Source organism: Tardiphaga sp. 285_C5_N1_2 (genome assembly GCF_052076065.1).
Classification (GTDB): domain Bacteria; phylum Pseudomonadota; class Alphaproteobacteria; order Rhizobiales; family Xanthobacteraceae; genus Tardiphaga; species Tardiphaga robiniae.
Genome location: NZ_CP197241.1, coordinates 1191613 through 1216655 on the forward strand (window position 1 = coordinate 1191613; position 25043 = coordinate 1216655).

At 61.8% G+C, this 25043-nt stretch carries 25 protein-coding genes and 1 other RNA gene; 17 read left to right on the forward strand and 9 right to left on the reverse strand.

Annotated elements, in window-relative coordinates; all coding sequences use genetic code 11:
- Positions 1–49: 49 nt before the first annotated feature.
- Both gap and tkt read right to left on the reverse strand, forming a co-directional pair.
- Entirely contained in the window at positions 50–1060 is a 1011-nt protein-coding gene (gap, locus tag AB7951_RS05630; RefSeq protein ID WP_092144873.1) for a type I glyceraldehyde-3-phosphate dehydrogenase, read from the reverse strand.
- Between the two features lie 128 nt (positions 1061–1188).
- Positions 1189–3174 (reverse strand): transketolase, encoded by a 1986-nt coding sequence (gene tkt / locus AB7951_RS05635; RefSeq protein WP_120291705.1) that lies wholly within the window; start codon positions 3172–3174, stop codon positions 1189–1191.
- 308 nt (positions 3175–3482) lie between these two features.
- Between tkt and AB7951_RS05640 the strand changes: the two genes are divergently transcribed.
- The 5 genes from AB7951_RS05640 (at position 3483) to AB7951_RS05660 (ending at position 5967) form a co-directional block, all read left to right on the forward strand.
- Complete coding sequence (locus AB7951_RS05640) at positions 3483–3812, forward strand: DUF4164 domain-containing protein (protein ID WP_120291703.1); 330 nt, start codon at positions 3483–3485, stop codon at positions 3810–3812.
- A 6-nt stretch (positions 3813–3818) separates the two neighbouring features.
- The gene (locus AB7951_RS05645) at positions 3819–4202 is read left to right on the forward strand and encodes a cell division protein ZapA (RefSeq protein WP_120291701.1); all 384 of its coding nucleotides are present in this window, start codon (positions 3819–3821) and stop codon (positions 4200–4202) included.
- Positions 4203–4263: 61 nt separating this feature from the next.
- A non-coding RNA gene (gene ssrS, locus AB7951_RS05650) (6S RNA) lies at positions 4264–4423 on the forward strand.
- A 130-nt stretch (positions 4424–4553) separates the two neighbouring features.
- The gene (locus AB7951_RS05655; protein ID WP_120291921.1) at positions 4554–5141 is read left to right on the forward strand and encodes a 5-formyltetrahydrofolate cyclo-ligase; all 588 of its coding nucleotides are present in this window, start codon (positions 4554–4556) and stop codon (positions 5139–5141) included.
- A 1-nt stretch (position 5142) separates the two neighbouring features.
- Positions 5143–5967 carry a TIGR00282 family metallophosphoesterase gene (locus AB7951_RS05660; RefSeq protein ID WP_120291699.1) on the forward strand — a complete coding sequence of 275 codons (825 nt, stop codon included), beginning with the start codon at positions 5143–5145 and terminating at the stop codon, positions 5965–5967.
- Between the two features lie 6 nt (positions 5968–5973).
- On the opposite strand, the gene AB7951_RS05665 is transcribed toward AB7951_RS05660, so the two are convergent.
- The 5 genes from AB7951_RS05665 to AB7951_RS05685 form a co-directional block, all read right to left on the reverse strand.
- Positions 5974–7320 (reverse strand): c-type cytochrome, encoded by a 1347-nt coding sequence (locus AB7951_RS05665; protein WP_120291697.1) that lies wholly within the window; start codon positions 7318–7320, stop codon positions 5974–5976.
- Positions 7317–9521 carry a xanthine dehydrogenase family protein molybdopterin-binding subunit gene (locus AB7951_RS05670; protein ID WP_439062740.1) on the reverse strand — a complete coding sequence of 735 codons (2205 nt, stop codon included), beginning with the start codon at positions 9519–9521 and terminating at the stop codon, positions 7317–7319. The genes AB7951_RS05665 and AB7951_RS05670 overlap by 4 nt, the downstream gene beginning before the upstream one ends.
- Before the next feature lie 9 nt (positions 9522–9530).
- Positions 9531–9992, reverse strand: a complete 462-nt coding sequence (locus AB7951_RS05675; protein ID WP_199712107.1) for a (2Fe-2S)-binding protein — start codon at positions 9990–9992, stop codon at positions 9531–9533.
- 295 nt (positions 9993–10287) lie between these two features.
- Positions 10288–11214, reverse strand: a complete 927-nt coding sequence (gene ppk2 / locus AB7951_RS05680; protein ID WP_092144861.1) for a polyphosphate kinase 2 — start codon at positions 11212–11214, stop codon at positions 10288–10290.
- A gap of 604 nt (positions 11215–11818) precedes the next feature.
- Positions 11819–13519 (reverse strand): methyl-accepting chemotaxis protein, encoded by a 1701-nt coding sequence (locus AB7951_RS05685; protein WP_439066958.1) that lies wholly within the window; start codon positions 13517–13519, stop codon positions 11819–11821.
- Between the two features lie 62 nt (positions 13520–13581).
- Here AB7951_RS05685 and AB7951_RS05690 point away from each other — a divergent pair, with 62 nt between their 5' ends.
- The 7 genes from AB7951_RS05690 to AB7951_RS05720 all read left to right on the forward strand — a co-directional run bounded on the left by AB7951_RS05690 (position 13582) and on the right by AB7951_RS05720 (position 17689).
- Complete coding sequence (locus AB7951_RS05690; RefSeq protein ID WP_158596842.1) at positions 13582–13728, forward strand: hypothetical protein; 147 nt, start codon at positions 13582–13584, stop codon at positions 13726–13728.
- A 27-nt stretch (positions 13729–13755) separates the two neighbouring features.
- Entirely contained in the window at positions 13756–14502 is a 747-nt protein-coding gene (locus AB7951_RS05695; protein WP_089265380.1) for a YebC/PmpR family DNA-binding transcriptional regulator, read from the forward strand.
- 85 nt (positions 14503–14587) lie between these two features.
- A complete protein-coding gene (gene ruvC / locus AB7951_RS05700; RefSeq protein WP_089265379.1) occupies positions 14588–15115 on the forward strand; it encodes a crossover junction endodeoxyribonuclease RuvC in 528 nt (175 codons plus the stop codon).
- Positions 15112–15729: a Holliday junction branch migration protein RuvA gene (gene ruvA, locus AB7951_RS05705; RefSeq protein WP_089265378.1), complete on the forward strand. Its 618-nt coding sequence runs from the start codon at positions 15112–15114 to the stop codon at positions 15727–15729. Before ruvC ends, ruvA begins: the two co-directional genes overlap by 4 nt.
- Positions 15726–16226 carry a hypothetical protein gene (locus tag AB7951_RS05710; RefSeq protein WP_068735190.1) on the forward strand — a complete coding sequence of 167 codons (501 nt, stop codon included), beginning with the start codon at positions 15726–15728 and terminating at the stop codon, positions 16224–16226. Before ruvA ends, AB7951_RS05710 begins: the two co-directional genes overlap by 4 nt.
- Entirely contained in the window at positions 16223–17272 is a 1050-nt protein-coding gene (gene ruvB, locus AB7951_RS05715) for a Holliday junction branch migration DNA helicase RuvB (RefSeq protein WP_120291686.1), read from the forward strand. The genes AB7951_RS05710 and ruvB overlap by 4 nt, the downstream gene beginning before the upstream one ends.
- A 6-nt stretch (positions 17273–17278) precedes the next feature.
- Positions 17279–17689 (forward strand): NUDIX hydrolase, encoded by a 411-nt coding sequence (locus AB7951_RS05720; RefSeq protein ID WP_120291684.1) that lies wholly within the window; start codon positions 17279–17281, stop codon positions 17687–17689.
- A gap of 121 nt (positions 17690–17810) precedes the next feature.
- Here AB7951_RS05720 and rocD read toward each other — a convergent pair whose 3' ends face one another.
- Positions 17811–19028 (reverse strand): ornithine--oxo-acid transaminase, encoded by a 1218-nt coding sequence (gene rocD / locus AB7951_RS05725; RefSeq protein WP_120291682.1) that lies wholly within the window; start codon positions 19026–19028, stop codon positions 17811–17813.
- Positions 19029–19165: 137 nt separating this feature from the next.
- On the opposite strand from rocD, the gene AB7951_RS05730 reads away from it, so the two are divergent.
- The 3 genes from AB7951_RS05730 (at position 19166) to AB7951_RS05740 (ending at position 23110) form a co-directional block, all read left to right on the forward strand.
- A complete protein-coding gene (locus tag AB7951_RS05730) occupies positions 19166–21949 on the forward strand; it encodes a UPF0182 family protein (RefSeq protein WP_120291680.1) in 2784 nt (927 codons plus the stop codon).
- A gap of 165 nt (positions 21950–22114) precedes the next feature.
- On the forward strand, positions 22115–22561 hold the full coding sequence (gene ybgC, locus AB7951_RS05735) for a tol-pal system-associated acyl-CoA thioesterase (RefSeq protein WP_120291678.1): 447 nt from the start codon (positions 22115–22117) through the stop codon (positions 22559–22561).
- Between the two features lie 81 nt (positions 22562–22642).
- Positions 22643–23110 carry a nuclear transport factor 2 family protein gene (locus AB7951_RS05740; protein WP_093756782.1) on the forward strand — a complete coding sequence of 156 codons (468 nt, stop codon included), beginning with the start codon at positions 22643–22645 and terminating at the stop codon, positions 23108–23110.
- Here the strand turns inward: AB7951_RS05740 and phnF are convergent, their stop codons facing one another.
- On the reverse strand, positions 23111–23845 hold the full coding sequence (gene phnF, locus AB7951_RS05745) for a phosphonate metabolism transcriptional regulator PhnF (protein WP_120291917.1): 735 nt from the start codon (positions 23843–23845) through the stop codon (positions 23111–23113).
- Between the two features lie 125 nt (positions 23846–23970).
- Between phnF and phnG the strand changes: the two genes are divergently transcribed.
- Positions 23971–24432, forward strand: coding sequence for a phosphonate C-P lyase system protein PhnG (phnG, locus tag AB7951_RS05750; RefSeq protein ID WP_120291676.1), 462 nt, complete (start codon positions 23971–23973; stop codon positions 24430–24432).
- Positions 24433–24434: 2 nt separating this feature from the next.
- Positions 24435–25043: a phosphonate C-P lyase system protein PhnH gene (phnH, locus tag AB7951_RS05755; protein WP_120291674.1), complete on the forward strand. Its 609-nt coding sequence runs from the start codon at positions 24435–24437 to the stop codon at positions 25041–25043.

Below are 25043 nucleotides of genomic sequence, written 5' to 3' on the forward strand. Positions count from 1 at the left end.
GGCTCCCGGACGCGGCGTCTTATGCTGCGCCCGGGATAACGCTCTTGCCTTAGAGCAGCTTGCCCATCGCGACGGCGGTATCGGCCATGCGGTTGGAGAAGCCCCACTCGTTGTCGTACCAGGAGAGCACGCGCACCAGCGTGCCGTTCTGCACCTTGGTCTGGTCGAAGGCGAAGGTCGACGAATGCGGATCGTGATTGAAGTCGATCGACACGTTCGGGTGCGAAGTGGTGCCGAGCACGCCCTTCAGCTCGCCGGCCGCAGCCTTCTTGATCGCTTCGTTGATCTCTTCCTTGGTGGTGCTCCTCTTGGCGATGATCTTGAGATCGACCACCGAGACGTTCGGGGTCGGCACGCGGATCGAAACGCCATCGAGCTTGCCGGCCAGTTCGGGCATCACAAGGCCGATGGCCTTCGCGGCGCCGGTCGAGGTCGGAATCATCGACATCGCAGCGGCGCGGCCGCGATAGAGATCGCTATGCAGCGTGTCCAGCGTCGGCTGGTCGCCGGTGTAAGCGTGGATCGTAGTCATGAAGCCGGTTTCGATACCGACGGTCTCGTTCAGCACCTTGGCGACAGGCGCCAGGCAGTTGGTGGTGCACGAACCGTTGGAAACGACCAGATGCTCCTTGGTCAGGGTCTTGTGGTTGACGCCGTAGACGATCGTGGCATCAGCACCATCGGACGGAGCCGAAACCAGCACGCGCTTGGCGCCTGCGGTCAGATGCGACGTCGCCTTCGCCTTGGCGCTGAAGATGCCGGTGCATTCGAGCGCGATATCGATGCCGAGATCCTTCCACGGCAGCGTGTTCGGATCGCGCACCGCAGTGACTTTGATCTTGTTGCCGTTGCCAAGCTGGATGCTGTCGCCGTCGACGGTGACGTCGCCGGGGAAGCGGCCATGCACGCTGTCGAAGCGCAACAGGTGGGCGTTGGTTTCAACCGGACCCAGATCGTTGATGGCGACGACTTCGATGTCGGTGCGCTTGGACTCGTAGATCGCCCGCAGGACGTTGCGGCCGATGCGGCCAAAACCGTTGATCGAAACCCGGACTGCCATTCAACTTCTCCCTTTTATTAGGCTCAAACCTCGCGTGAGGGCCTTCATATAGTGACGTGTGACGGGCGTTTCATGCCCTGAATGGAACGCTGGTGCAATGTGTCAAATTTACCAGCGTTCCGATAGAGTTAAGCCGCGTTGTGCTTGCTGGTTGCAGCCTCGACCACGGCCTCGGCCGTGATGCCGAACAGCTTGTAAAGCTCCTTGGCCGGCGCGCTCGAGCCGAAGCCCTTCATGCCGATGAAGGTGCCATCGTGTCCGATCACGGCATCCCAGCCGAACCGGACCGCGGCTTCGACGGCGATCTTGATCGGCGCGTCGCCGATGATGGCCTTCTGGCGCTCTTCAGGCTGCTCCAGCAGCAGTTCGAGCGAGGGGACCGATACGACCCGGGTCGCGATGCCCTTGTCGGCCAGTTGCTTCTGCGCTGCGACGGCGATCTCGACTTCCGAACCCGAGGCGAAGATCGACACGGCGGCTTTGCCCTTGGCCGCGATCAACTCATAGCCGCCAGCGGCGCAGAGATTGTCGTCGTGATGCGTGGTGCGCACCGGCGTCAGGTTCTGGCGCGACAGGGCCAGCATGGTTGGGCCGTTGGTCTTCTCCATGGCGAGCTGCCAGCATTCGGCAGTCTCGACCGTGTCCGCGGGGCGGAATACGCGCATGTTCGGCATCGCGCGCATCGCGGCCAGATGCTCCACCGGCTGGTGGGTCGGGCCGTCTTCGCCGAGACCGATCGAGTCATGGGTCATGATGTAGATGACCGGGATCTGCGCCAGCGCCGAGATGCGCATCGCCGGTCGCGCATAGTCGGTGAAGCACATGAAGGTCGCGCCGGCCGGGATGAAGCCGCCATGCAGCGCGATGCCGTTCATGGCTGCGGCCATGCCCATTTCGCGAATGCCGTAGTGGATGTAGCGACCCTTGAATTCGCCGGGCTTCACTTCGATGGCGCCCTTGGTGCGTGTGTTGTTCGATGGCGTGAGATCGGCCGAACCGATGACCATTTCCGGCACGACCTGCACCAGCGCTTCGAGCGCGAGTTCGCTCGCCTTGCGGGTCGCGACGGTCTGCGGCTCGGCGATCAGCTTCTTCTTCAGCGTGAGGATCGCGTCCGCCATGGCTGTCGGTCGAACGTGATCGTTGCGGCGGGTGAACTCGCTGCGCTTGTCGTCCGGAAGGGCATCGAAACGCTTCTGCCAGTCCGCATGCGCCGATGCGCCCTGCTTGCCGACGTTGCGCCAGGCCTGCAGGATATCATCGGGCACCTCGAACGGGCCGTAATTCCAGTCCAGTGCCTTCTTGGCGCCTGCAAGTTCTTCCGCGCCGAGCGGTTCGCCGTGGGCCTTCGAGGTACCAGCGCGGGTCGGTGCGCCAAAGCCAATCTTGGTCTTGCAGGCGATCATCGACGGACGGTCGGAGGCCTGCGCCTGCTTGATCGCTGCGGCGATGGCGGCCTGGTCGTGGCCATCGACATGCACGGCATTCCAGCCATGGGCCTTGAAGCGTGCGACCTGATCGACGCTGTCGGCAAGCGACAGCGGACCGTCGATGGAAATGCCGTTGTCGTCATAGAGGAAGATCAGCTTCGACAGCTTGAGATGACCGGCCATGGCCAGAGCTTCGTGGCTGACACCTTCCATCAGGTCACCATCGGAGCACAGCACGTAAGTGTAGTGATCGACGATATCGCCATATTCGGCGGCGAGCATGCGCTCGGCGAGCGCGAAGCCAACGGAGGTGGCGATGCCCTGACCGAGCGGACCCGTGGTGGTCTCGACGCCTGAGGTGTGGAAATTCTCGGGATGACCCGGCGTTTTGGAATGCAGCTGGCGGAAGTTCTTCAGCTGGTCGAGCGTCATCTCCTTGTTGCCCGTCAGATAGAGCAGGGCATAGAGGAGCATCGAGCCGTGGCCGGCCGAGAGGATGAAGCGATCGCGATCCGGCCACTTCGGATCGGCTGCGTCAAATTTAAGGAACTGTGTGAACAGCACGGTGGCGACGTCGGCGGCGCCCATCGGCAGCCCAGGGTGACCGGATTTGGCCTTTTCCACGCCGTCCATGGCGAGGGCACGAATCGCGTTGGCCATTTTCGAGTGATCAACCTGCGCCATGTCGGTTTCCGTTTAAATTGAAGGGAATGGAATATTCTGCGTCCGCAAGAGGGGCGGTCTGCAGCGAGATGTTGGGATCGCTTAGGAGAAACTGGTGGATAGCATCTGGGTTCCTGGGAGTCCAAGGTCTCCCGGACAGTTCTGGTCTGTGGATATCTACCGGCGGTTTTTGTCGGCTTTGCGGTGCATAGCTTTTAAGCTTTGTTGCGTCCGGCTCGCTTGCAACCTAAGTTTCAGGGCCTAAAGGCTTGCGGAGCCGTGGTTTTTGAGCTCCGGTCGCATCACACCCAAGGTCCGCGTAACCCAGTATGATCGAACGCCCCGCCCATCTCACAGCCTCCGATCCCGCCAATGGCGCTGCGGCCGAGATCGACGCTGCCACGCGGCGGTTGATGGCGGCGCTGGATGCTCTGGAAAGTGCGGTCGAGCGCCGTCGTGAGGCGGATCGCGACGAGGATGAGCTGGCCACCCGCATTCAGGCGCTTGGTGCCGACCGGTCCCGGCTGGCGGATGAGCTTGATGGCACGCTGGTGAAATCGCGCCGGCTGGAGCGTGCTAACCGCGAGATCGCCGACAAGCTCGACACCGCCATTGGCACCATCCGTGCGGTGCTGGCGACTGATAATGCGCATGAGTAAAGCGAGATGAGCCACGTCAACGTTACAATCAATGGCCGGCAATATCGCATGGCCTGCGAGGAGGGGCAGGAGAGCCGCCTGCTGCGGCTGGCGGAAAGTCTTGAATCCCGCGTCGAAAACCTGCGTGGCAAATTCGGTGAGATCGGCGATGCGCGGTTGACGGTGATGGCGGCGCTGACCATTGCCGACGAACTGGTCGATGCCAATCAGCAGATCCGTGCCCTGCAGGAAGAACTCGCCGCATTGCGCGATGTGCGCGTTGTCGCCGCGGATCGCGCACGGGCGACGCAGACGGCGGTTGCCGCGGCCCTGAATGCTGCGGCAGAGCGGATCGAGAAGACCACCCAGGTGCTCAACCGCACCATCGGCGGCGGTGTTGCTATTGGATAACGCAGGCTTTGATGCCAAGCGGGCACTGGCGCATCCGTCTCATAACCCCTACATTGCTCAGGCGAGGCTGCGTCGCGCGTCAGGAGCCATATATCCCCGGGGCCTTATCGATCCTTCAGGGAACTGTCCCTGACCAGGTCCGTGGACCTGGTCACATGGTGCCCACCTACTTTCGTAGGTGCTCCGGGATCGAGTGCTTCAACGGCCATCGTGGCTTCGCACTTTCACTTTCTTGATGGGGGAGGCCCTTTGCGTGGCGTTTGCCGTGCAATCTTGGCCTCGCTCGCCAAAGATGATCGCGAAGACCGGTCCTGCGCTTCCGCAGGCTTTGCGGACAGCATATCGTACGGCATGTCCGACACGCCGCCCACTCCGACAAAGATTGAGCTCCGCATCGCCGCGCTGGCACGCCGCACGGCGCTGAGCGAGGCCGAACGGTCGGCAGCCGCGCAAGCCATCGCAGCGCGTGGGCTGCCTTTCCCTGTCAGGGCCGGTAGCATCGTCGCCGGCTATTCTCCCATCCGCAGCGAGATCGATCCGATCCCTCTGATGCAGCATCTCGCCGCCCAGGGTGCGCGACTGGCGCTGCCGGTGATCATCGCCCGTGATGAGCCCCTGATGTTCCGGCTCTGGAGCCCAAGCGATGCGCTGGTGCGCGGTTCACTGGGCATTCCGGAACCAGCACCGGAAGCGCCACCACTGATTCCCGATATCCTGCTGGTACCACTCGCGGCATTCGACCACGCCGGCCACCGCATTGGCTATGGCGCGGGGCATTACGATCGCACCTTCGCGCAACTGCACGCCATCAAGCCATTTATCGCCGTGGGCGTGGCCTTCGACACCCAGGAAATCGAGGCCATTCCCATGCAACCACACGACGTGGCGCTGGATTATGTGCTAACCGAAACCCGGACGATCGATTTTCGGAGCATCTGACTTGCGTATTCTCTTCATCGGCGACGTGGTCGGCAAAACCGGCCGCGTGGTGATCCTCGAAAAACTGCCGGGCCTGATCCGCGATTGGAAGCTCGATCTTGTCATCATCAATGGCGAGAACGCTGCCGGTGGCTTCGGTATCACCGAGACGATCTATAATGATCTTATCGACGCCGGCGCCGATGCTGTGACCCTCGGCAATCACGCCTGGAATCAGAAAGAGGCGCTGGTGTTCATCGAACGCGCGCCGCGTCTGATCCGTCCATTGAACTTCCCGCGCCACACCCCGGGCCGTGGTGCTGCGCTGATCGACACCAAGAACGGTGCGCGTGCGCTGGTGATCAATGCCATGGGCCGCGTCTTCATGGAGCCGCTCAACGATCCGTTCAGCGCTGTCGGCAAGGAGATCGATGCCTGTCCGCTGGTGGAAGCCGCGGACGCCATCGTGGTGGATTTCCATGGCGAAGCCTCGAGCGAAAAGCAGGGCATGGGTTACTTCTGCGATGGCCGCGTGAGCCTCGTCGTCGGCACGCATACTCATGTGCCGACCGCCGATCATCAAATCCTGTCCGGCGGCACAGCTTACATGACCGATGCCGGCATGACCGGCGACTATGATTCCGTGATCGGCATGCAGAAGGAAGAGCCTGTCAGGCGCTTCACGACCGGCATTCCCTCCGGCCGTTTCGAGCCCGCCTTCGGCCCGGCGACCTTGTCGGGCGTTGCGGTCGAAACCGATGACAAGACCGGACTCGCCTCGCGCATCGCGCCGGTGCGGCTCGGTGGCCGGCTGTCGCAGGCCGTGCCCGAGTTCTGGCTGAACTAGTTCGGTCTACTGCTCCGTCTGCTTGCGCAGATCCGCGACATCGCTTGCCGTGATCTGCGATCCCTTGCGGCCGAAGCGCGCGGTCACGTAATTCGCGACAGCCGCGATCTCCGTATCTGAATGGCTCTTGCCGAAAGCTGGCATCGAGAGTGCGCCTTGCGGCGTATGCCGCTTGGTGCCGGAGATCACGATCTGTGCGACGTTCGTCGCGCCGGGATCGTTAACGGCCCACGCGCCAGTCAGCGTGGCCATGGGCGAGAGTGCGCTCTCGCCTGTCCAGCCATGGCAGCTCACGCAGGCGCCCTGGAAGACCGTCTTGCCAAGCGCGTTCGCTGTCATGCCGTCCCTGTGCGAGGGCGGTGCGGGTGGCGCGAGTTTCGCGGGCAGATCAGGCGAGGGCAGCGCCGGCACTGTGCGCAGGAATGCGACCATCGCCTTGATATCCGTCGGCGCCATCTTGCTGAAACTGTGGTCCACCGCTTCGCCCATCGGCCCCGAAGCGGTGCCGTGACCTTTGGCATGTCCGATCGACAGATAGGAAACGACATCGTCGTCGCTCCAGCTGCCAAGGCCTGTCGTCTTGTCCGAGGTGATATTGAAGGCCCGCCATCCGGCGGTTAGGGCGCCAGCAAATTTCTTGCGGTTGTCGAGCGCGAAGCCGAGATTGCGCGGCGTGTGGCATTCGCCGCAATGCGCCAGCGCCTCGACGAGATAGGCGCCCCTGTTCCATTCCGGGCTTTGCGACGTATCGGGCTCGAAGCGCGTATCCGGATTGAACAATGCTGACCAGAATGTCATCGCCCAGCGCTGATTGAACGGAAAGGCCAGCGTATTCTCAGGCGGTGCCGCGCGCACCGGTGCGAGGCTGAACAGATAGGCCTTGACCGCGAGCGTGTCCGCGTCGGTCATGTAAGTGTAGGACGTATAGGGCATCGCCGGATAGAGCCGGGCGCCGTCGTGGCGCTTGCCGCTTCGAACGGCGTCGAGAAACTGCTGATCGGTGTAGCTGCCGATGCCTGTCTCTTTGTCCGGCGTGATGTTGGTCGAATACAGCGTGCCGAACGGCAGTTTGAATGCGAAGCCGCCGGCATATTCCTTTCCGCCGGGTGCAGTGTGGCAGACCATGCAATCCGCCGCACGCGCGAGATATTCACCGCGCTCGATCGGGCTGGCGTTGGTCATGTTGGCGGGAACGCCGGTCGGATTGGCGCCCGTGTAGTCCGCCAGCGCCACTTTCGGCCCACCAGAGAACGACATCGGTCCGGGACCGCGCACATAGAGCGCGGCGCCGGCTGCAGCCACAACACCGATCACAATGACGCTGCCGAGAATGCGACGTGCGGCGGGCGTCATGACTTCTTCCTTTCGGCGATCGCATCGCGGTCGATTGGCATCCTCCGCAGCGCAACGCCAGTCGCGGCATAGATCGCATTGCGCAGCGCCGGCGGGCCACCGATCACGCCGCACTCGCCTATGCCGCCGGGTGCTTCGCCGCTCTTGATGAGGTGGACATTGATTTTCGGCATCTGGTCGATCCGAAGCATGCGGTAGTCATGGAAATTGGACTGCTGCACGCGTCCCTTCTCGATGGTGATATCGCCATAGAGCGCGGCGGTGAGGCCGAACACGATGCCGCCTTCGATCTGCGCCACGATGGTGTCAGGATTGACAGCGATGCCGGTGTCGACCGCCACGTTGACCTGCCGCAGACGAATTTCTCCCTGTGAATCGATCTCCGCTTCGACCACGGTCGCGATCGAGGTATCGAAGGTGGGCTGGATGCTCACGCCGCGTCCGACGCGCGCTGGCAGTGGCTGACCCCAGTTGGCCTTCTCTGCCGCGAGATTGAGGGCCGCCAGCATCCGTGGTGCCTTGCCGAGCAATTCACGCCGGAACACGACGGGATCCTTGCCGGCCTTGCGAGCGAGCTCATCCATGAAGCTCTCGATCGCGAACACGTTATTGTTCGGGCCGACGCCGCGCCAGAAACCGGTTGGCACCGCCGGCGGTTCGACACGGACATATTCACACTGGAAATGCGGGAAGTCGTAGGGCTGGTCCGCAGCACTATCGATGGCGTCGATGTCGATGCCCTTCTGGAACGCAGGCGGCAGCCAACGCGCGATCACGGCCGAGCCTGCGATCTTGTACTTGAAGCCGACCACTTTGCCGTTCGACAGTGTCGCCGAAATGTTGTCGCGATAGACTGGGCGATAAATGTCGTGCTGGATGTCCTCTTCGCGGGTCCACACAACCTTGACCGGTCCATTGACTTGTTTGGCGATGCGCACCGCCGTCACCACCATGTCAGGCTCAAGCCTGCGGCCAAAGCCACCGCCGATCATGTGCTGGTTGACCGTCACCTTGTCGATCGGCAAGCCCGCGGCCTTGGCAGCCTCGGATTGCACCCGCGACATGATCTGCGTGCCCGTCCAGACCTCGCAGGAATCTCCCTTGAAGTGCACCGTGCAATTCAAGGGCTCCATGGTCGCGTGCGCAAGGAACGGCATCTCGTAGGACGCGTCGATCCGTTCGCCGGTGGCGAGACCCTTGGCGATGTCGCCGACGGATTTGGCGATTACGCCGTCCGTCTCGCTGGCCGTGCGCAAATGCGCCCAGATGTCCTTCGAACTGATCTTGGCGTTGGGCCCTTCGTCCCAGGTGATATCGAGCGCTTCGAGCCCGGACCTGGCGGCCCACATGTGATCGCCGACCACGGCCACGAGGTCGTCGAGCACCACGATCTGCCGCACGCCCGGAATCTTCTTCGCCGCGCGGTCATCGACCTTGGCGAGTTTGCCGCCGAACACCGGGCATTGTGCTAGCGTCGCGAATGTCATGCCCGGCACCATCGCGTCGATACCGTAGATCGTCTTGCCGTTGACCTTGTCCGGCGTGTCGAAGCGCTTCAGCGGCTTGCCGATCACCGAGAAGTCTTTCGGGTCCTTGAGCGCGACCTCTTTCGGCGGCGTGAGCTTGCCGGCGGCGTCGCACAACTCGCCATAGGACAGTTTGCGCCCGCTGGCCGCATGCATCACTTGCCCATTCGACGCCGTGCAGCTCGCAGGTTCGACCTGCCACTGTTCGGCTGCGGCTTGCACCAGCATCGCACGCGCGGTTGCACCGGCATTGCGCAGCGGTTTCCAGAATGCGCGCACCGAAGTCGATCCGCCGGTCGCCTGGATGATGAAAATTGGATTGCCGTAGAGCTTGTCGCTGGGCGGCGCATGTTCCAGCGTGATCTGCGCATAATCCGCGTCGAGCTCTTCGGCGAGGATCATGGCGATGGCCGTATAGATGCCTTGCCCCATCTCGACTTGCGGCATCACCAGTGTCGTCTTGCCGGTAGTGTCGATGCGGATGAACGCGTTGGGGGCGAATTTGCCCTCCGTTGTATCGGGGAGCTGCGTCGGCTCATTGGCCGCGCGGACCGGAAGCTGGAAGGCGAACATAAAGCCGCCGGCAAAGGCGCCAGCGAGCAGATTGCGCCGTGACAGGCCAGAAGGCTTGTTTGCAGGACTGGCCGCAACAAGCATGTTGTCTGCAAGTTTCATGGCCGACTCCTAGGTTTGCCGTTCGGAGGCAGCATGCTTGATGGCTTCACGCACCCGGACATAGGTGCCGCAGCGACAGATATTTCCGGCCATGGCAGCATCGATGTCAGAATCGTCGGGGGTCGGCGTAGAAGCGAGGAGCGCGGCCGCCGACATGATCTGCCCGGACTGGCAGTAACCGCATTGAATGACTTCGAGATCGAGCCAGGCCTTCTGCACCTTGGCGCCGACCGGTGTGGTGCCGACGCCTTCGATTGTGGTGATGGCGCGTCCGCTCACCGCACTGACCGGCAGCAGACAGGAGCGCACGGCCTTGCCGTCGACATGCACGGTGCATGCCCCGCATAGCGCAACGCCGCAGCCGAATTTTGTGCCGGTCATGCCGAGAATATCGCGCAGCACCCAGAGCAGGGGCATGTCGTCTGGTGCGTCGAAGGACTTCTGCTCGCCGTTGATATTGAGATTTGCCACAGTGAGACCCCCGTTTGCTCGACTCGATGATGCAATGGCGAATGGTTCGTCATCGACCAACGACGGTACTATAGGCGTACGGTCATCATTTCAAAAGCAGCAATAAGATGCAGCAGGACTATACATTGGTTTGTATGTCGCGCGAGCGTGTCTGTCGGATAAATCGCGGTAAAATCTGCACGACGTCATCCGACGCCCTCTTCGTGGGCGTCGGATGACTTTTATTCAAAAGAATATTGCGGTTGCGTTAGGCTCGGCCTGCCCGAAAACGTTACGCGATCTGCCGACTGTGGGGCTAGTACCGCTCCGGCACATACATTTCGGCTGGCACCGGCGTGCGGTGATAGTCGGGATTGCGTACGCGTGCAGGCAGGACCACAGGCGGATGCTCGACCTCCTGATAGGGAAGCTGTTCGAGCAGATGCGCGATGCAGTTCAGGCGGGCCTTCTTCTTGTCGACGGCCTGCACCACATGCCACGGGGCTTCCGGAATATGCGTATGCTCGAGCATCGCTTCCTTTGCCTTGGTGTATTGCTCCCAGCGGGTGCGCGCCTCGACATCCATCGGGCTGAGCTTCCACTGCTTGAGCGGATCGGCGATGCGCATCGAGAAGCGCAGGTGCTGCGCTTCATCGGTGATCGAGAACCAGTATTTGACCAGGATGATGCCCGAGCGCACCAGCATGCGTTCGAATTCCGGCACCGAGCGGAAGAATTCCTCCACGTCATCCTCGGTGCAGAAACCCATCACGCGCTCGACGCCGGCGCGGTTGTACCAGCTACGATCGAACAGCACGATCTCGCCGCCGGCGGGGAGGTGCGAGACGTAACGCTGGAAGTACCATTGGGTGCGTTCGCGCTCATTCGGCGCGGGGAGTGCGGCAACGCGGCAGACGCGTGGATTGAGCCGCTGGGTGATCCGCTTGATGACGCCACCCTTGCCAGCGGAATCGCGACCCTCGAAGATCACCACGACCTTGAGCTTGTTCTGCTGCACCCAGCTCTGCAACTTCACCAATTCGCCCTGCAGGCGGAACAGTTCCTTGAAATAGAGGCGTCGCTCGATGGTCTCCGCCGGGCTGTGGTCGGACATTTCGTTGGTCAGCGCGTCGAGACGATCGTCATCGATCTCGAGCTCGAGTTCTTCGTCGAAGCCGTCCAGCATCTCTGCACGAATGCGGTCGTGGATTGCTTGCGCGTCGTCGAGGGAATGTTCGGTCATGGCAGCTCCGCTTGTATCGAATGGGTTCACGGTTATGGACCGATGCAAATGTCAGCGGTGTGACACTGCCCCCCAGGCCCGGGGCGAATGGGCAAATGGCTCCAATGGGTCTCGCCGCCGCTGTCCATGCAGGACGGGGTACCGCAAGCCGAAATTCAACTACGCGTGATTGGCGCTACCTTGAGAGCCAAGCGTGCGCATCTGAGGTCGCGGGGCTCGTTGACCAAGGAAAAATGTGATGAATAAATTCATTCTGTTGGGCGCCGTTTTACTGATCGCCGGCACTGCGAGCTGGACCGCGCAGGCCAAAGACGGGCATAGCGCTGCCAGCAAGCATCGACGGATCATGTCCTCTCACGCGCGGTATGAGGGAAGCGCCCCCGTAACGGTCTATCGCGGATTTGGTGCCGGCCCCGGTTCATATGGATACAGCGCGCCATATGGATATGGCGGCGGTTCATACGGCGGAGATGACAATGCGGAAGGCCGAACGAGCGGCGGCTAGGAGGGCTTGGCAGTTTTGGCTGCTAACCCACTCGCAGACGGAATATGCGGCGCTGCGCCAGGTCTCAGGTGGCAGCGCAGCGCCGTTTACAAACCCAAATCATAATTTGTACGCCGTGCGGAAGCCGCCCCAATGGCGTCCCTGTATGCGCACAGGCACGTCTATCTCGCGCATCATCACGGTCTGACCGTTGCCCATGTCGCGGGCATAACTCTGGATCAGGTAGGAACGTGTATTGCGACCGGCGGCCAATCCAGCCGGATCGTTGAAGATGCGGCGGTTGCGGCAGTTGGCCGTATTCCAGGCGACATCACCCGGGCGCTGCGGCTTGGAATAGATGCTGTTATGTACCGGTAGATAGCCGTTGCGGTCGATCATGGCGCAGAACGCCATGCGGCTGTCCTTGGCGAGAAATGCATCCTGGAATTCTGGGAGTGCGCGGTCGGCCCAGCCGAGAATCTTTGTCCGGTACTGCACCGGACTGGAGCCAGGGATCTCGACGTAGTTGTCGTCGAACATGTCGTCGATGCTGATAGCGCCGGATGCAATACCGTCGGCAAAGATTTTGTTGAGCACGGCGCCGGCGTCGATGGCGCGGGTGACGAATTCGGTGTTCTCGTCATGGATCGCCCATAGTCGGTCTTCGATCCGGCTGATGAGAGCCCCGTCGGGCGCGACGAACAGTGTCTGTGCGCCGGCGGGAGAATGTTCGGCAATGCGCAGGCGGCAGGGGCCGACCTCGCTGAGTTCAGCAGCAACGATGTCGTGCAACGGAAGCCGGTTCGCGTCTGGTCCGCCGATGAGGATGCCGTCCATCGAGATTTCATAGACCGGCGCGCTGATCTGGCCGCCGCGCGCCTGAAGATCGACGTTGAGGTGACATGGCAGCTTTTCGCGTCGGCGCTCGTCTTCGCGCTCGCTCTGTTTCAGCAGTACCGCGCAGCGCGACTTCAGCCGTGAGGCAAACATCGTGACGGCCTGGCCGGCCTGCGCGACATGCTCGCCATGGGCAGCCGCTTCCTTTGCAGCGCTATCGATTTCCGCGGCACTGTTGCCGACCGAGACGATGAATTGCGAGGCGGTGGTGGCGTTGTGCGACATCTCGCTGGTCGTTGCGTTCTGCTCGGCGACCGCGCCGTTGACATTGGCAAAAACCGGGCGGATCGCGTCGATGGCGGTGGAGATGCGATGCACCGCATCGACCGAACTCGCTGCGTCGCGCTGCAGGGTGTCGATCTTCTTCCTGATCTCTTCGGTGGCGTTCTGAGTCTGCACTGCCAGCGCCTTGACCTCGGTGGCGACGACCGAGAAACCGCGGCCTGCAGCGCCGGCGCGTGCCGCCTCGATGGTCGCGTTCAGCGCGAGCATCGTTGTCTGCCGGGCAATCTGCGCGATCAACTCCAACACATTGCTGATTGCAGCGGAGGAGTCGCGCAGGCGGTCCACATTGGCGCTGGCTTCATGGGCGGCGGCGCCGGCCTCGTCCGCGAGCCGGCTGGCATCGCGCACCTGGGTGCCGATGCCCTCGGCCGAATGGGTGAATTTGTCGGCGGCCTGCGCAAAGGTTGTGGCGGTGGATTGCGCGGCGCTGCTGCGGTCGGCCAGCACGTCGGTGCGGGCGCGGATGGCGGAGAGGGTGGCGGCGGTCGATTCGGCGCCGCCGGCGACGGATGTCGCGGCACGCTCGAGCTGGCGGATAAGCGCGCCCAGCTCGAGTTCCAGCAACTCAAGGATGTCCCGAGCGGTATCTGGTTCAGGATGCTGCGGTGCCACAGAAGGTGCTGTGTTTTCAGCAATCATCACCACTTCAGCCGCTTCCGGCCGCCGCTTGCGGAACAGTCCAAACGCCATCGGTGACCCCAATGAATACAATCTATGCGGGTAACCTTGCACCTCGGCGTGAAGTGATGGTTAAGGTCGGTCGCGGTATTGCGAAGATCTGCCGGATTCGGCTGCAAATTTTTGATTTTGCCGATTTCGCGGCCTATAACCCCGCGCCGCAGCCCTAACTACCCTGACGCTTCAAGAGAGACCGCATGGCCGGACATTCCCAATTCAAGAACATCATGCATCGCAAGGGCCGGCAGGATGCCCAGAAGTCCAAGCTGTTCAGCAAGTTGGCGCGCGAAATCACCGTCGCTGCCAAGATGGGGACGCCCGACCCGTCGATGAATGCCCGGCTGCGCTCCGCCGTGATAGCCGCCCGGCAGGAGAACATGCCGCGCGACAACATCGAGCGCGCCATCAAGAAGGCGATCGGTAGCGACGGCGAGAACTACGATGAAATCCGCTACGAGGGCTACGGCCCCGGCGGCGTCGCCGTCATCGTCGAGGCGCTGACCGACAACCGCAATCGCGCCGCCTCCGACATCCGTTCCTACTTCACCAAATCCGGCGGCAATTTGGGCGAAACCGGCTCAGTTTCCTTCATGTTCGACCATGTCGGCGTGATCGAATATGACGCCGACAAGGCCTCGGCCGATGACATGCTCGAAGCCGCCATCGAGGCTGGCGCCGACGACGTCGTGTCGGGCGAGGGCGGCCATGAGGTCTATGCCTCGCAGGAAACCTTTCGCGAAGTTGCCAAGGGACTGGAAGCCAAATTCGGCGAAGCCCGCAAGGCGGCGGTGATCTGGAAGCCGCAGAACACGCTCTCGGTCGATGACGAGACCGGCGAAAAGCTGATCAAGCTGATGGACCTGTTGAACGAGCATGACGACGTGCAGAACGTCTATGCCAACTTCGAGGTGTCCGACGCGCTGATGGCCAAGATGGGCGGCTGAGCAGGGGCTCAGCTTCCCTCTCTTTCCTTTGGGACGGCTTCGCGTTTCTATTTCGTTCCCTGCCCTCCGGCGTTATCCCTGTGGGATGACAAACCCTCCGATTCGCCCTCCTGTCCGTATCATCGGCATCGATCCGGGCCTGCGCCGCACCGGCTGGGGCGTGATCGAGATCGACGGCAACCGGCTGACCTATATCGGCTGCGGTTCGGTGGAACCGCCGGACAATCTGCCGTTGGCAAGCCGGCTGCTCGGCATTCATGAAGGTCTCGCCAAAATCCTCGGCGACTTCCAACCGGCCGAAGCTGCGGTGGAGCAGACCTTCGTCAACAAGGACGGCGTCGCGACGCTGAAGCTCGGCCAGGCGCGCGGCATCGCCATGATGACGCCGGCGATGTTCGGCATTGCCGTCGCCGAATACGCGCCCAATCAGGTGAAGAAGACCGTGGTCGGCGCGGGCCACGCCGACAAGAACCAGATCCAGGTGATGCTGAAGATCCTGCTGCCGAAGGCTGAGCCGAAATCCGCCGATGCGGCCGACGCGCTGGCCATCGCCATCACCCATGCGCATCACCGTCAGAGCACGGCACTGCGCCTCAAGGTCGTCGGCGCGTGATCGGCAAGCTCAAAGGCCTGATCGACAGCTATGGCGAGGACTATGTGATCCTCGACGTACAGGGCGTGGGTTATCAGGTGCATTGTTCCGCTCGCACGCTGCAGGCACTGCCGCAGGCGGGCGAAGCTGCGGTGCTCGCCATCGAAACCTATGTCCGCGAAGACCAGATCAAGCTGTTCGGATTCCGCAGCGATATGGAGCGCGAATGGTTTCGCCTGCTGCAGACCGTGCAGGGCGTTGGTGCCAAGGTCGCGCTCGCCGTGCTCAGCACGCTGCCGCCGGCCGACCTCGCCAACGCTATCGCGCTGCGCGACAAGACGGCCGTGGCGCGCACGCCGGGCGTCGGTCCTAAAGTGGCCGAGCGCATCGTCAGCGAATTGAAGGACAAGGCGCCGGCCTTTGCGTCCGTCGATCCGGTGGTCGCGCAACTCGCCGGTGCGATGGACGACAACCGCGCACCAGGCGCCGTCAGGGATGCGATCTCCGCGCTGGTCAATCTCGGCTATGGCCAGCCACAGGCGGCGGCCGCCGTCGCAGCCGCGTCGCGCAGCGCAGGCGAGGGTGCGGAAACGGCGCAACTCATCAAGCTCGGGCTGAAGGAATTGGCGAAGTGAGCCTGGCCAGAATCGCCCGTGTGATCGGCATTGTCGCGATCTTCGGTATTGTCGGTTCGCTATCCGTGGCTGCGCTCGTATCGTTGCTCGTCGTCGGTCTGGGTGCGTCGATCCTGCAATTGATCTTCTCTGTCGCCGATCTCGATGGTTTCAGATCGCTTGTCTCGATTGCACTGTGGCTGCTGGCATTCGTTGCTGCATTGGCGGCGCTGCTGCCGTCGCTCGGTGCCGGCGTCGTCTTCGCGCTGTCGGCCGTCTATGCCGGACAAAACGCGATCTGGATGGCGTGGCTTGCTGCGGCCGTCGGCATTGCCGGCTTCATCGGGTTTGGAATGTTCGTTCAGCCCTCGGAATCGTCGGCGGTGATTTTGCCCGGCGTTCGATCACTCACGCAGGCGCTGTCGCTGTCCGCATTGCTCGCGGGCATTGCCGTGATTCCAGCCAGCCTGTGCTGGTGGTTCGCGCGGCCGTTGCACCGTGGTAACGTCGCATCATGAATACGCCACCCGATCGCATGATTACACCTGAGCGCCGTTCCGACGATGTCGGTGACACCACGCTGCGCCCGCAGTCGCTGTCCGACTTCGTCGGCCAGGCGCAGGCGCGCGCCAATCTGCAAATCTTTATCGATGCCGCCCGCAAGCGCGGCGAGGCGCTGGATCACACATTGTTTGTGGGGCCGCCCGGCCTCGGTAAGACCACGCTGGCGCAGATCGTGGCGCGCGAGCTCGGCGTCGGATTTCGCGCGACATCCGGTCCCGTCATCGCCAAGGCCGGCGATCTCGCGGCATTGCTGACCAATCTCGAAGAGCGCGATGTGCTGTTCATCGACGAGATCCACCGTCTCAGCCCTGCAGTAGAGGAAGTGCTCTATCCCGCGATGGAGGACTTCCAGCTCGATCTCATCATCGGCGAAGGCCCTGCGGCACGCTCGGTGAAAATCGAACTATCGAAATTCACGCTGGTCGGCGCGACCACCCGTGCGGGTCTGCTGACGAATCCGCTGCGTGATCGTTTCGGCATTCCGCTGCGGCTGAATTTCTACACGATCGACGAGCTCGAAAAGATCGTCACGCGCGGCGCCCGCGTGCTGGACATCGGCATGACCCCTGAAGGCTCTAACGAGATTGCGCGCCGCGCCCGCGGCACGCCGCGCATCGCCGGGCGTCTGTTGCGCCGTGTGCGTGACTTTGCCTCCGCTGCGGATGCGTCAGCGATTGACCGCAAAATCGCCGACCACGCGCTGTCCGCACTGGAAGTCGACAGTGCGGGTCTCGATGCCATGGATCGCCGCTATCTCACCACCATCGCCATGAACTATGCTGGTGGCCCCGTTGGTGTCGAGACCATGGCGGCCGCGCTGTCCGAGCCGCGTGATGCCATCGAGGACATCATCGAGCCCTATCTGATCCAGTGCGGCTATCTGCAGCGCACCCCGCGTGGGCGTCTGCTCACCTCGCATGCGTTCAAGCATCTCGGACTGAGTGAACCGAAACGGGACGAGAGCCAGATCGGATTGTTCGGTTCGGGCGACGAGGAGTAGTTCGCAATGACTGACAAGATCATCGGCGTCGTCGCTGCGCTGATCCGCGATGACGCAGGGCGCATGCTGGTGGTGCGCAAGCGCGGCACCGAGGCCTTCATGCAGCCGGGCGGCAAACGCGATGCCGGCGAGAACGATCTGGCCGCGCTGGAGCGCGAGATCAGCGAGGAGCTCGGCTGCCGGATGGTGCCGGGTTCTGCGCAAGCGCTCGGACAATTCAACAGCGTCGCCGCGAATGAGCCGGGATGGCGGGTGCAGGCAAGCGTCTATGCGGTCAAAGTGGATGGCGCGATCGAGCCCCAGGCCGAGATCGCCGAAGCGATTTGGATCAATCCAACTGCGCCTGAGGCTATTATCCTGGCGCCATTGACGCGTGATCATGTGCTGCCACTCGCAGCTCACGGCTTTTCGTTATGACGGGTGCTACGACCTTCCATCTCGGCGACGCCATCGCCGACGGCCTGCATCGCATGCAGGCAAATCTTTCGTTTGGCTTCGGTAATTCTCAGATAGCAGGCTTGCCCAATATTGGCGGCCGTTAGGCCTGAACCGTCGATGCGGCGATCTCGTCCAGTACTTCGGTCAATCGGTCTACGGCCCAATCCACCTGTGACTCGTTGATAATCAAGGGCGGCGCAAAGCGTATCGTGTTCCGGTGAGTATCTTTGGTCAGCACTCCTGCCTGAAGCAAGCGGCTGATCACCGTACCGGCACTAGCCATGTTGCGGTGTAACTCGACCCCCGCAAACAAGCCGCGACCGCGTACCTCGCGAATGATCGGATTTTTGATCGCAGAGAGCCGATCGAGGAGATGCGCGCCGACAGTCGCGGCACGTTCAATCAATCGCTCGTCGGTCAGTGTGTCGAGGGCGGCCAATCCAACCGCTGATGCAATCGGGTTGCCTCCGAACGTGCTGCCGTGGTCACCCGGAGTGAAAACTTGCATGACCTCGCGACGGGCGAGGAAAAGCGAAACCGGCAACATCCCGCCACCGAGCGCCTTGCCGAGCATCAGACCGTCGGGTGTTACCCCTTCATGCTGACACGCGAGCAGACGTCCGGTGCGTCCCAGACCGCTCTGGATCTCGTCGCACAGCAGCAGCACGTTGTTCGCCTTGCAAATGCGCGCGACCTCAGCGAGATATCCAGGGGGCGGCACATTGATCCCGCCTTCGCCTTGAATTGGTTCGACCAAAAAGGCTGCGGTGTCAGAGGTAATGGCCGCGGCGAGCGCCGGCGCATCGCCGAACGGCACGCATGTGAAGCCAGGCGGGAACGGCCCGAAGCCGTCGCGATATTGGGCTTGCGAAGAAAAGCCGACGATCGAGATGGTGCGGCCGTGGAAATTTCCTTCTGCGACAATGATTTCGGCCCGGTCAGTCGGCACTCCCTTGACCCTGTAGGCCCATTTACGTGCCGCCTTGAGCGCCGTCTCGACGGCTTCCGCGCCGCTGTTCATCGGCAACGCGGCGTCCATGCCGGTAAGTGCACAGGCCTTGGCGAGGAAAGGCCCCAGCCGATCGCTGAAATAAGCGCGCGAGATCGTGTCCAGGCGCTGTGCCTGTTCTGTCAGCGCCTTGACGAGGCGCGGATGGCAATGGCCGAAGCTTGCCGCCGAATACGCTCCCATCATGTCGATGTAGCGTCTGCCAGCCTCGTCCCACACGTAGACTCCAGCCCCGCGGACGATCGTGACCGGCAATGGTGTATAGTTTCCTGCACCAAAACGGGCTTCAAGACCGGCGAAATCGGTCATGACAAGCGCTCTCCCGATTGGGCGCGCCTAAGGCGATGCGCGCCTCAGTTCTGATGTAGGAAGGCCGACGCAGAAAAAACAGGTGCGAAGGCTCACGACAGGCACCGCCACCTCTCCCGTTCTGCTATAATCCGCTCATGACGATCGGGATTACCGGGCCCGAACGGAAGACGCCAGGGCGAAACGCCGTGGTCGGGGTGATTGTGACTGCCATCTTCTCCGGAATTTGCCTGATCCTTCTCGCGATTGTCGGCGACTTCCTGGTCGACTGGATGTGGTTCTCCGCGGTCGGCTATTCGCAGGTTTTCTGGACATCGATCGGCGCGAAAGCCGCAGTCTTTTCTGTCGTCTTCGCGGCAACTGCCGTCATTGCGTGGGCGAACGCCCGGCTGGCACTTTTTCTTGTCCGACGGCGGCGAGGCCGGCTTCCCGTCGACTTCGACTGGAAGCTCGCGGCCACCGCGGTGCCGCCCGATCCGTTCGAATTCATACGCGATCGGTTGCCATGGCGCCTTGCCATCGCTGGCGGCGCCGGATTCCTCGCTCTGCTTGTTGCATGGGAGGAGATCGGCAACTGGAGCATCATTCTCCAGTTACTCTATCAGGTGCCATATGGCGCGAATGATCCGCTGTATGACAAGGATGTTGGATTCTATCTGTTTTCTCTGCCCGCCTATATCGGCATCAAGAATTGGGCATTGCTAACGCTGTTCATGAGCGCATTTCTCGCCGCAGTGATCTATTGGCTGCATGGTCAGATCGAATACCAGGCCCAGCGGTGGTCGATATCACCAACAGCGGTTGCTCACGGCTCGGCGCTGCTCGGCTTGCTCTTTGCGGTGAAGGCATGGTCCTACGGACTCGACCGTTATTTGCTGCTCTACGGAGACAATGGCGTAGTGGTTGGCGCGAGCTACACCGATGTCCACGTTCAGCTACCCGTTCTCTGGTTGCTGATCGGGCTTTCGATCGTCGCGGCATGCGCCGCGTGGGCGAACCTGTGGGCGCGTACCTACTGGCTCCCCACTGCCGCGATGTTGCTCGTCTTCGGGGGCGCCTTCCTGCTGTCCGGCGTGATCCCGACGCTGTTTCAGCGGTTCTACGTGAAACCGAACGAACTGGAACTGGAGCGGCCCTACATCGAGCGCAGCATCCGTCTGACCAGGGAAGCCTATAATCTCGACAAGATCGCCGCCAAGCCCTTTCCTGCCGAACAGGACCTTACCTTCGCGACACTCGAAGCCAACAAGGCGACCATCGAGAACATCAGATTGTGGGACGGGCAGCCGCTAGCCGATACCTACGCCCAGCTGCAGGAGATACGCACCTATTACAAATTAAGTGACCTGGATGTCGACCGCTACTGGCTTCGCGGCACCTACCAGAGCGTGATGCTGTCGGCACGCGAGCTCAGATCCTCACTGCTACCGCCGAACGCCCAGACGTGGGTCAACCTCCACCTGCTGTTCACCCACGGCAATGGAGCGGTGATGAGCCCGGTAATGCACAAGAGCGCTGAAGGGCTTCCGCTGCTTTACCTGCGGGATATTCCTCCCGTTGCGGACGGCGGTCCCGAGATCCGCGAACCGCGCATTTATTATGGACAAGAGGAGAGCCACTACGTTGTCGTCAGGACGACCACGCCGGAATTCGACTATCCGAAGGGGAGTGAAAACGCATACACGGTCTACGACGGTGCCGGTGGCGTACCGCTGACGGGTATGGTGCGAAAAATCATCTTCGCTCACCACTTCAACGACATGAACTTGCTGCTCTCCAGCTACATCACCGACGACAGCCGGATCATGATTCGGCGCAATATCGGGGAACGGCTACGCACGATCGCCCCGTTCCTCAGCCTCGACCACGATCCCTATCTGGTCATCAGCGAGGGGCGGATGTTCTGGATCCAGGACGCCTATACAACCAGTAACTATTTCCCCTCTGCGCAGCCTGCGCCCGGCCGCAATCTGAATTACATCCGCAATTCCGTGAAGGCCGTCATCGACGCCTATAACGGCAGTGTCGACTTTTATCTGATGGACCAGGCGGACCCGATCGTAGCCACCTACCAGCGAATCTTTTCGGGGCTATTCAAGCCGTTTGCGGCAATGCCGTCCGACCTGCAAAAGCACATTCGCTATCCCGAGGACCTCTTCCTGATTCAGGCGCAGCTTTACCAGACCTATCACATGGCATCTGCCGACGTTTTCTATAACCGGGAGGATCTTTGGCAGTTTCCGCGCCAGCCGGCCGGCGACGGCGTCGCGCCGATGGTCCCTTACTACATTGTGATGCGGCTGCCCGGCGAAACCCAGGCCGAGTTCTTTATCATGATCCCGATGGTGCCAAGCCGACGCGACAACATGATCGCATGGCTGGCAGCGCGCTGCGACGCTCCTGACTATGGAAAATTGATCGTCTACGAATTTCCCAAGGAGAAGCTCGTCTACGGACCGTTCCAGATCGAGGCGCGCATTCATCAGAACACGGAGATCTCCCAGCAAATATCGTTGTGGAACCAGATGGGTTCACGGGTCATCCGCGGAAACCTTCTGGTGATCCCGATCGAGAATTCGATCCTGTACGTGTCGCCGCTGTACCTGCGCGCGGTCCACGGACACTTGCCGGAGCTCAAGCGCGTGATCGCCGCCTACGGCGAGCATGTCGTCATGAAAGAGACGCTTGCCGAGGCCTTGTCCGCGCTCTTCATCGAAACTAACGCGTCGCCGACATCGCTGAGTGCCGCAACGGAAATGCCACGTGCGAGCCCTGCGGAAAACAGGGCGCAGGAGGCGCTTGATCGCTATAACGAGGCAATGAAGCTGTTGAGGTCTGGGGATTGGGCAGGCTTCGGCACGCAGATCGACGCGATGCGCGGTCTTTTGGAAAAAATGAGCCGGGAATCGGCCGGACACTGACCAACGCCGGCTGATTGCCATTCGACAAAGAGATGCGCGTCCCCGCAACCAAGATTCCAGATGCATCCTAAGCAAGGTTCAAGCCCAGAGCGATTGGCACTTGCTGGGGAAGGTGCCTCTGTGCAAGACGGTTACTCTTCGAAGTGTGATAAGAGGAATCTCCCTATGACAGCCTCTTTTGATGGCGAAATTCGCGACGGTCGTCATCATATGCGGGTTCGCGTTTATTTCGAAGATACTGACGCCGGCCAGATTGTTTATCACGCAAACTTTCTGCGTTTCATGGAACGCGGCAGAACGAATTACTTGCGTTTGCTCGGAACGAGTCAACAAGAGCTGCTGAAAGAAGCGCGAGAGGATGCGCCCGGCTTTGCCTTCGTTGTTCGTTCGATGAAAATTGATTTTCTAAAACCGGCAGTCCTGGACGATCTGCTTGAGGTCGTCACGGTTCCACAAGAGGTGAGGGGCGCTTCGATCCTGCTCGGGCAGGAAGTGCGCCGCGGCGATGAGTTGCTGCTTGAGGCCAAGGTCAAGGTGGCCTTCGTGTCCGGCGGCCGCGCCAAGCCGATTCCGAAAGCGCTGCGGATTGCCATGAAGGCCGATCAGATTTAGTTATCGCCCCATAGGTGAAACGGCATCGACTCCGCATGCGGCAAGGCTACAATCCTGGCATATCGCAAAGCCGAGGGTCCCATGTCGCGTCCACCGTTTCCGCCCTTCACCCGAGAGACCGCCGCCCAGAAGGCCCGCATGGCCGAGGACGCCTGGAATTCACGCGATCCGGTGAAAGTGTCGCTCGCCTATACCGAGGACTCGACCTGGCGCAATCGTGGCGAGTTCTTTCAGGGGCGCCCGGCGATCGTCGAATTCCTCACCCGTAAATGGGCAAAGGAGCACGAATATCGGCTGATCAAGGATTTGTGGGCGTTCGACGGCAATCACATTGCCGTGCGCTTTCAATATGAATGGCATAACGACGCCGGCAACTGGCATCGCTCCTATGGCAATGAGCAATGGGAGTTTGACGAGGCCGGCCTGATGCGCCGCCGCGAGGCGAGCATCAACGATGTGGCCATCGCCGAGAAGGATCGCCGTTTCCTGTGGCCGGCGCCGGGGCCGCGTCCGGCCGATGTGCCGGGTCTCGGCACCGACCCGTTCTAACTAAAGCGAACCGCTATCGACCACGAATTCGACGCGCTCGGCGACGAAGCGCGAATGCGTAGCGCTGAGCGGCGTGCCGTCGGCATCCACATCGATGGAATCGACAATCAAGATCGGACGCCCGAGTGCGACACCAAGCCGTGTCGCATCGGTCGCGTCGATGATCCCCGCGGTGACCTTCGTCGAGGCGCGGCGATAGTCCTTGATGCCGTAATGCGCCAGGGCCTTAGTCATCGAGCGCACGCGCTCATAGACCTTGCCGAAATCGGGAAAGCGTTCGGCCGACAGCCAGTTGGTGCCGACGCAGATCGGCGTCTTGTCCGCCAACCGCAAGGCTTCAATGCGGATCAGCGGAGCGCCGGCTTTGAGGCCAAGCTGCCTGGCGAGATCGCGTGTTGCCACATCGTCCCAGGCTCCGATCAATTGCGCTTGTGGCTCGCGCCCGCCGGCACCGGCAATTTCCGAGAAGCGCGTGCGTGATCGCAGGGGATATGCAAGCTTTGGCGATTCCACATAGGTGCCGCTGCCGCGCTCGGCGCGCACCATGCCGCGTTCGGCCAGGGTCGCGAGGGCGCGGCGCACGGTGTGGCGATTGACGCGGTAGATGTCAGCCAGTTCAGTCTCGCCGGGCAGCTTTTCGCCAGCACCATAGCGGCCATCTGCAATGCCGCGCTCGATGCCGTCGGCCACATGCCGCCAAAGTGCCACGCCTGTTGGCTTGTCCTGAATGGTCACAAAATCGGTCCCGGAATGATGTCGACCACGCATTAGCGAAAAATCGTGCCGCTGTCACGAAACGGTCATTGCCTCCGCCTATAAAGTTGTCTAGTAAATCATACAACTTGTTGAACGACGGTGACATGACTTCATCCTCCCTGAACCACCAGCAGGCCCGGCGCCGTGAGGCGATGGGGGTGCTTGGGCACTGCGCCACGGCGGATATCGCCGGATATCTCGATGCAGTGGCTGTTCCCGCCCATGAACAACTGCGTCAGCCGGAAAACGGCCTGGTGATGCTGCGCGGCCGGATCGGCGGCGATGGCGCGCCATTCAATCTCGGCGAGGCGACGGTGTCGCGTGCCGCTGTACGGCTTGCTAGCGGCGAGGTTGGCTTCGGCTACACGCTGGGCCGGGATGGTGCGAAGGCGCACCTGATCGCGCTCTGCGATGCACTCATCCAGACCAGTGAATTTTCAGATGCTGTCGAGACCAAGGTGCTCACGCCGCTGCGCGCGCGCGTCGTCGCCGATAGCAAGCGCAAGGCCGCAGAGACGGCGGCAACCAAAGTCGATTTCTACACGCTCGTGCGCGGGGAGGGCTGATCATGACGACAGTTGCGGAAATGCCGGCCGGTTTCGCGGACAAGGTGCTTGCAGCGCAATCGACCTTCCGTTCGGTGATGGATGCGATGGCGCGTCCGGGTACCGTGCAGCGCATTCAGGCTGTTTCGGGCGTGCCCGCGCCAATGATGCGCGGCGCGGCGGCCATTGCCTTGACGCTGTTTGATCAAGACACGCCGGTGTGGCTCGATGCCAAGCTGGCGGCGACCATGGATGTCGCCAAGTGGATCAAGTTTCACACCAGCGCGCCGGTCATCGCCGATCCCGCCGTGTGTGCCTTCGCCGTGGTGGCTGATGCTGCCGCGCTACCGTCCTTCGAGCACTTCGCCTTCGGCACCGGCGAATATCCGGATCGCTCCACCACCATCATCCTGCAGGTTGCGAGCCTGACTGAAGGCCCGGCCTATGAATTGTGCGGTCCCGGGATCGACGGCGCCATCATCCTGCGCGCCGCGATCGGCGTGCCGGATCTGCTGGATCGTCTTGCGCTGAATGCCTCGCTGTTTCCCCGCGGCATCGATCTCGTGCTGGTCTCCGGCGAATCCATCGTCGCGCTGCCCCGCACCACGCGCCTTGTCGCGAAGGAGGGCTGA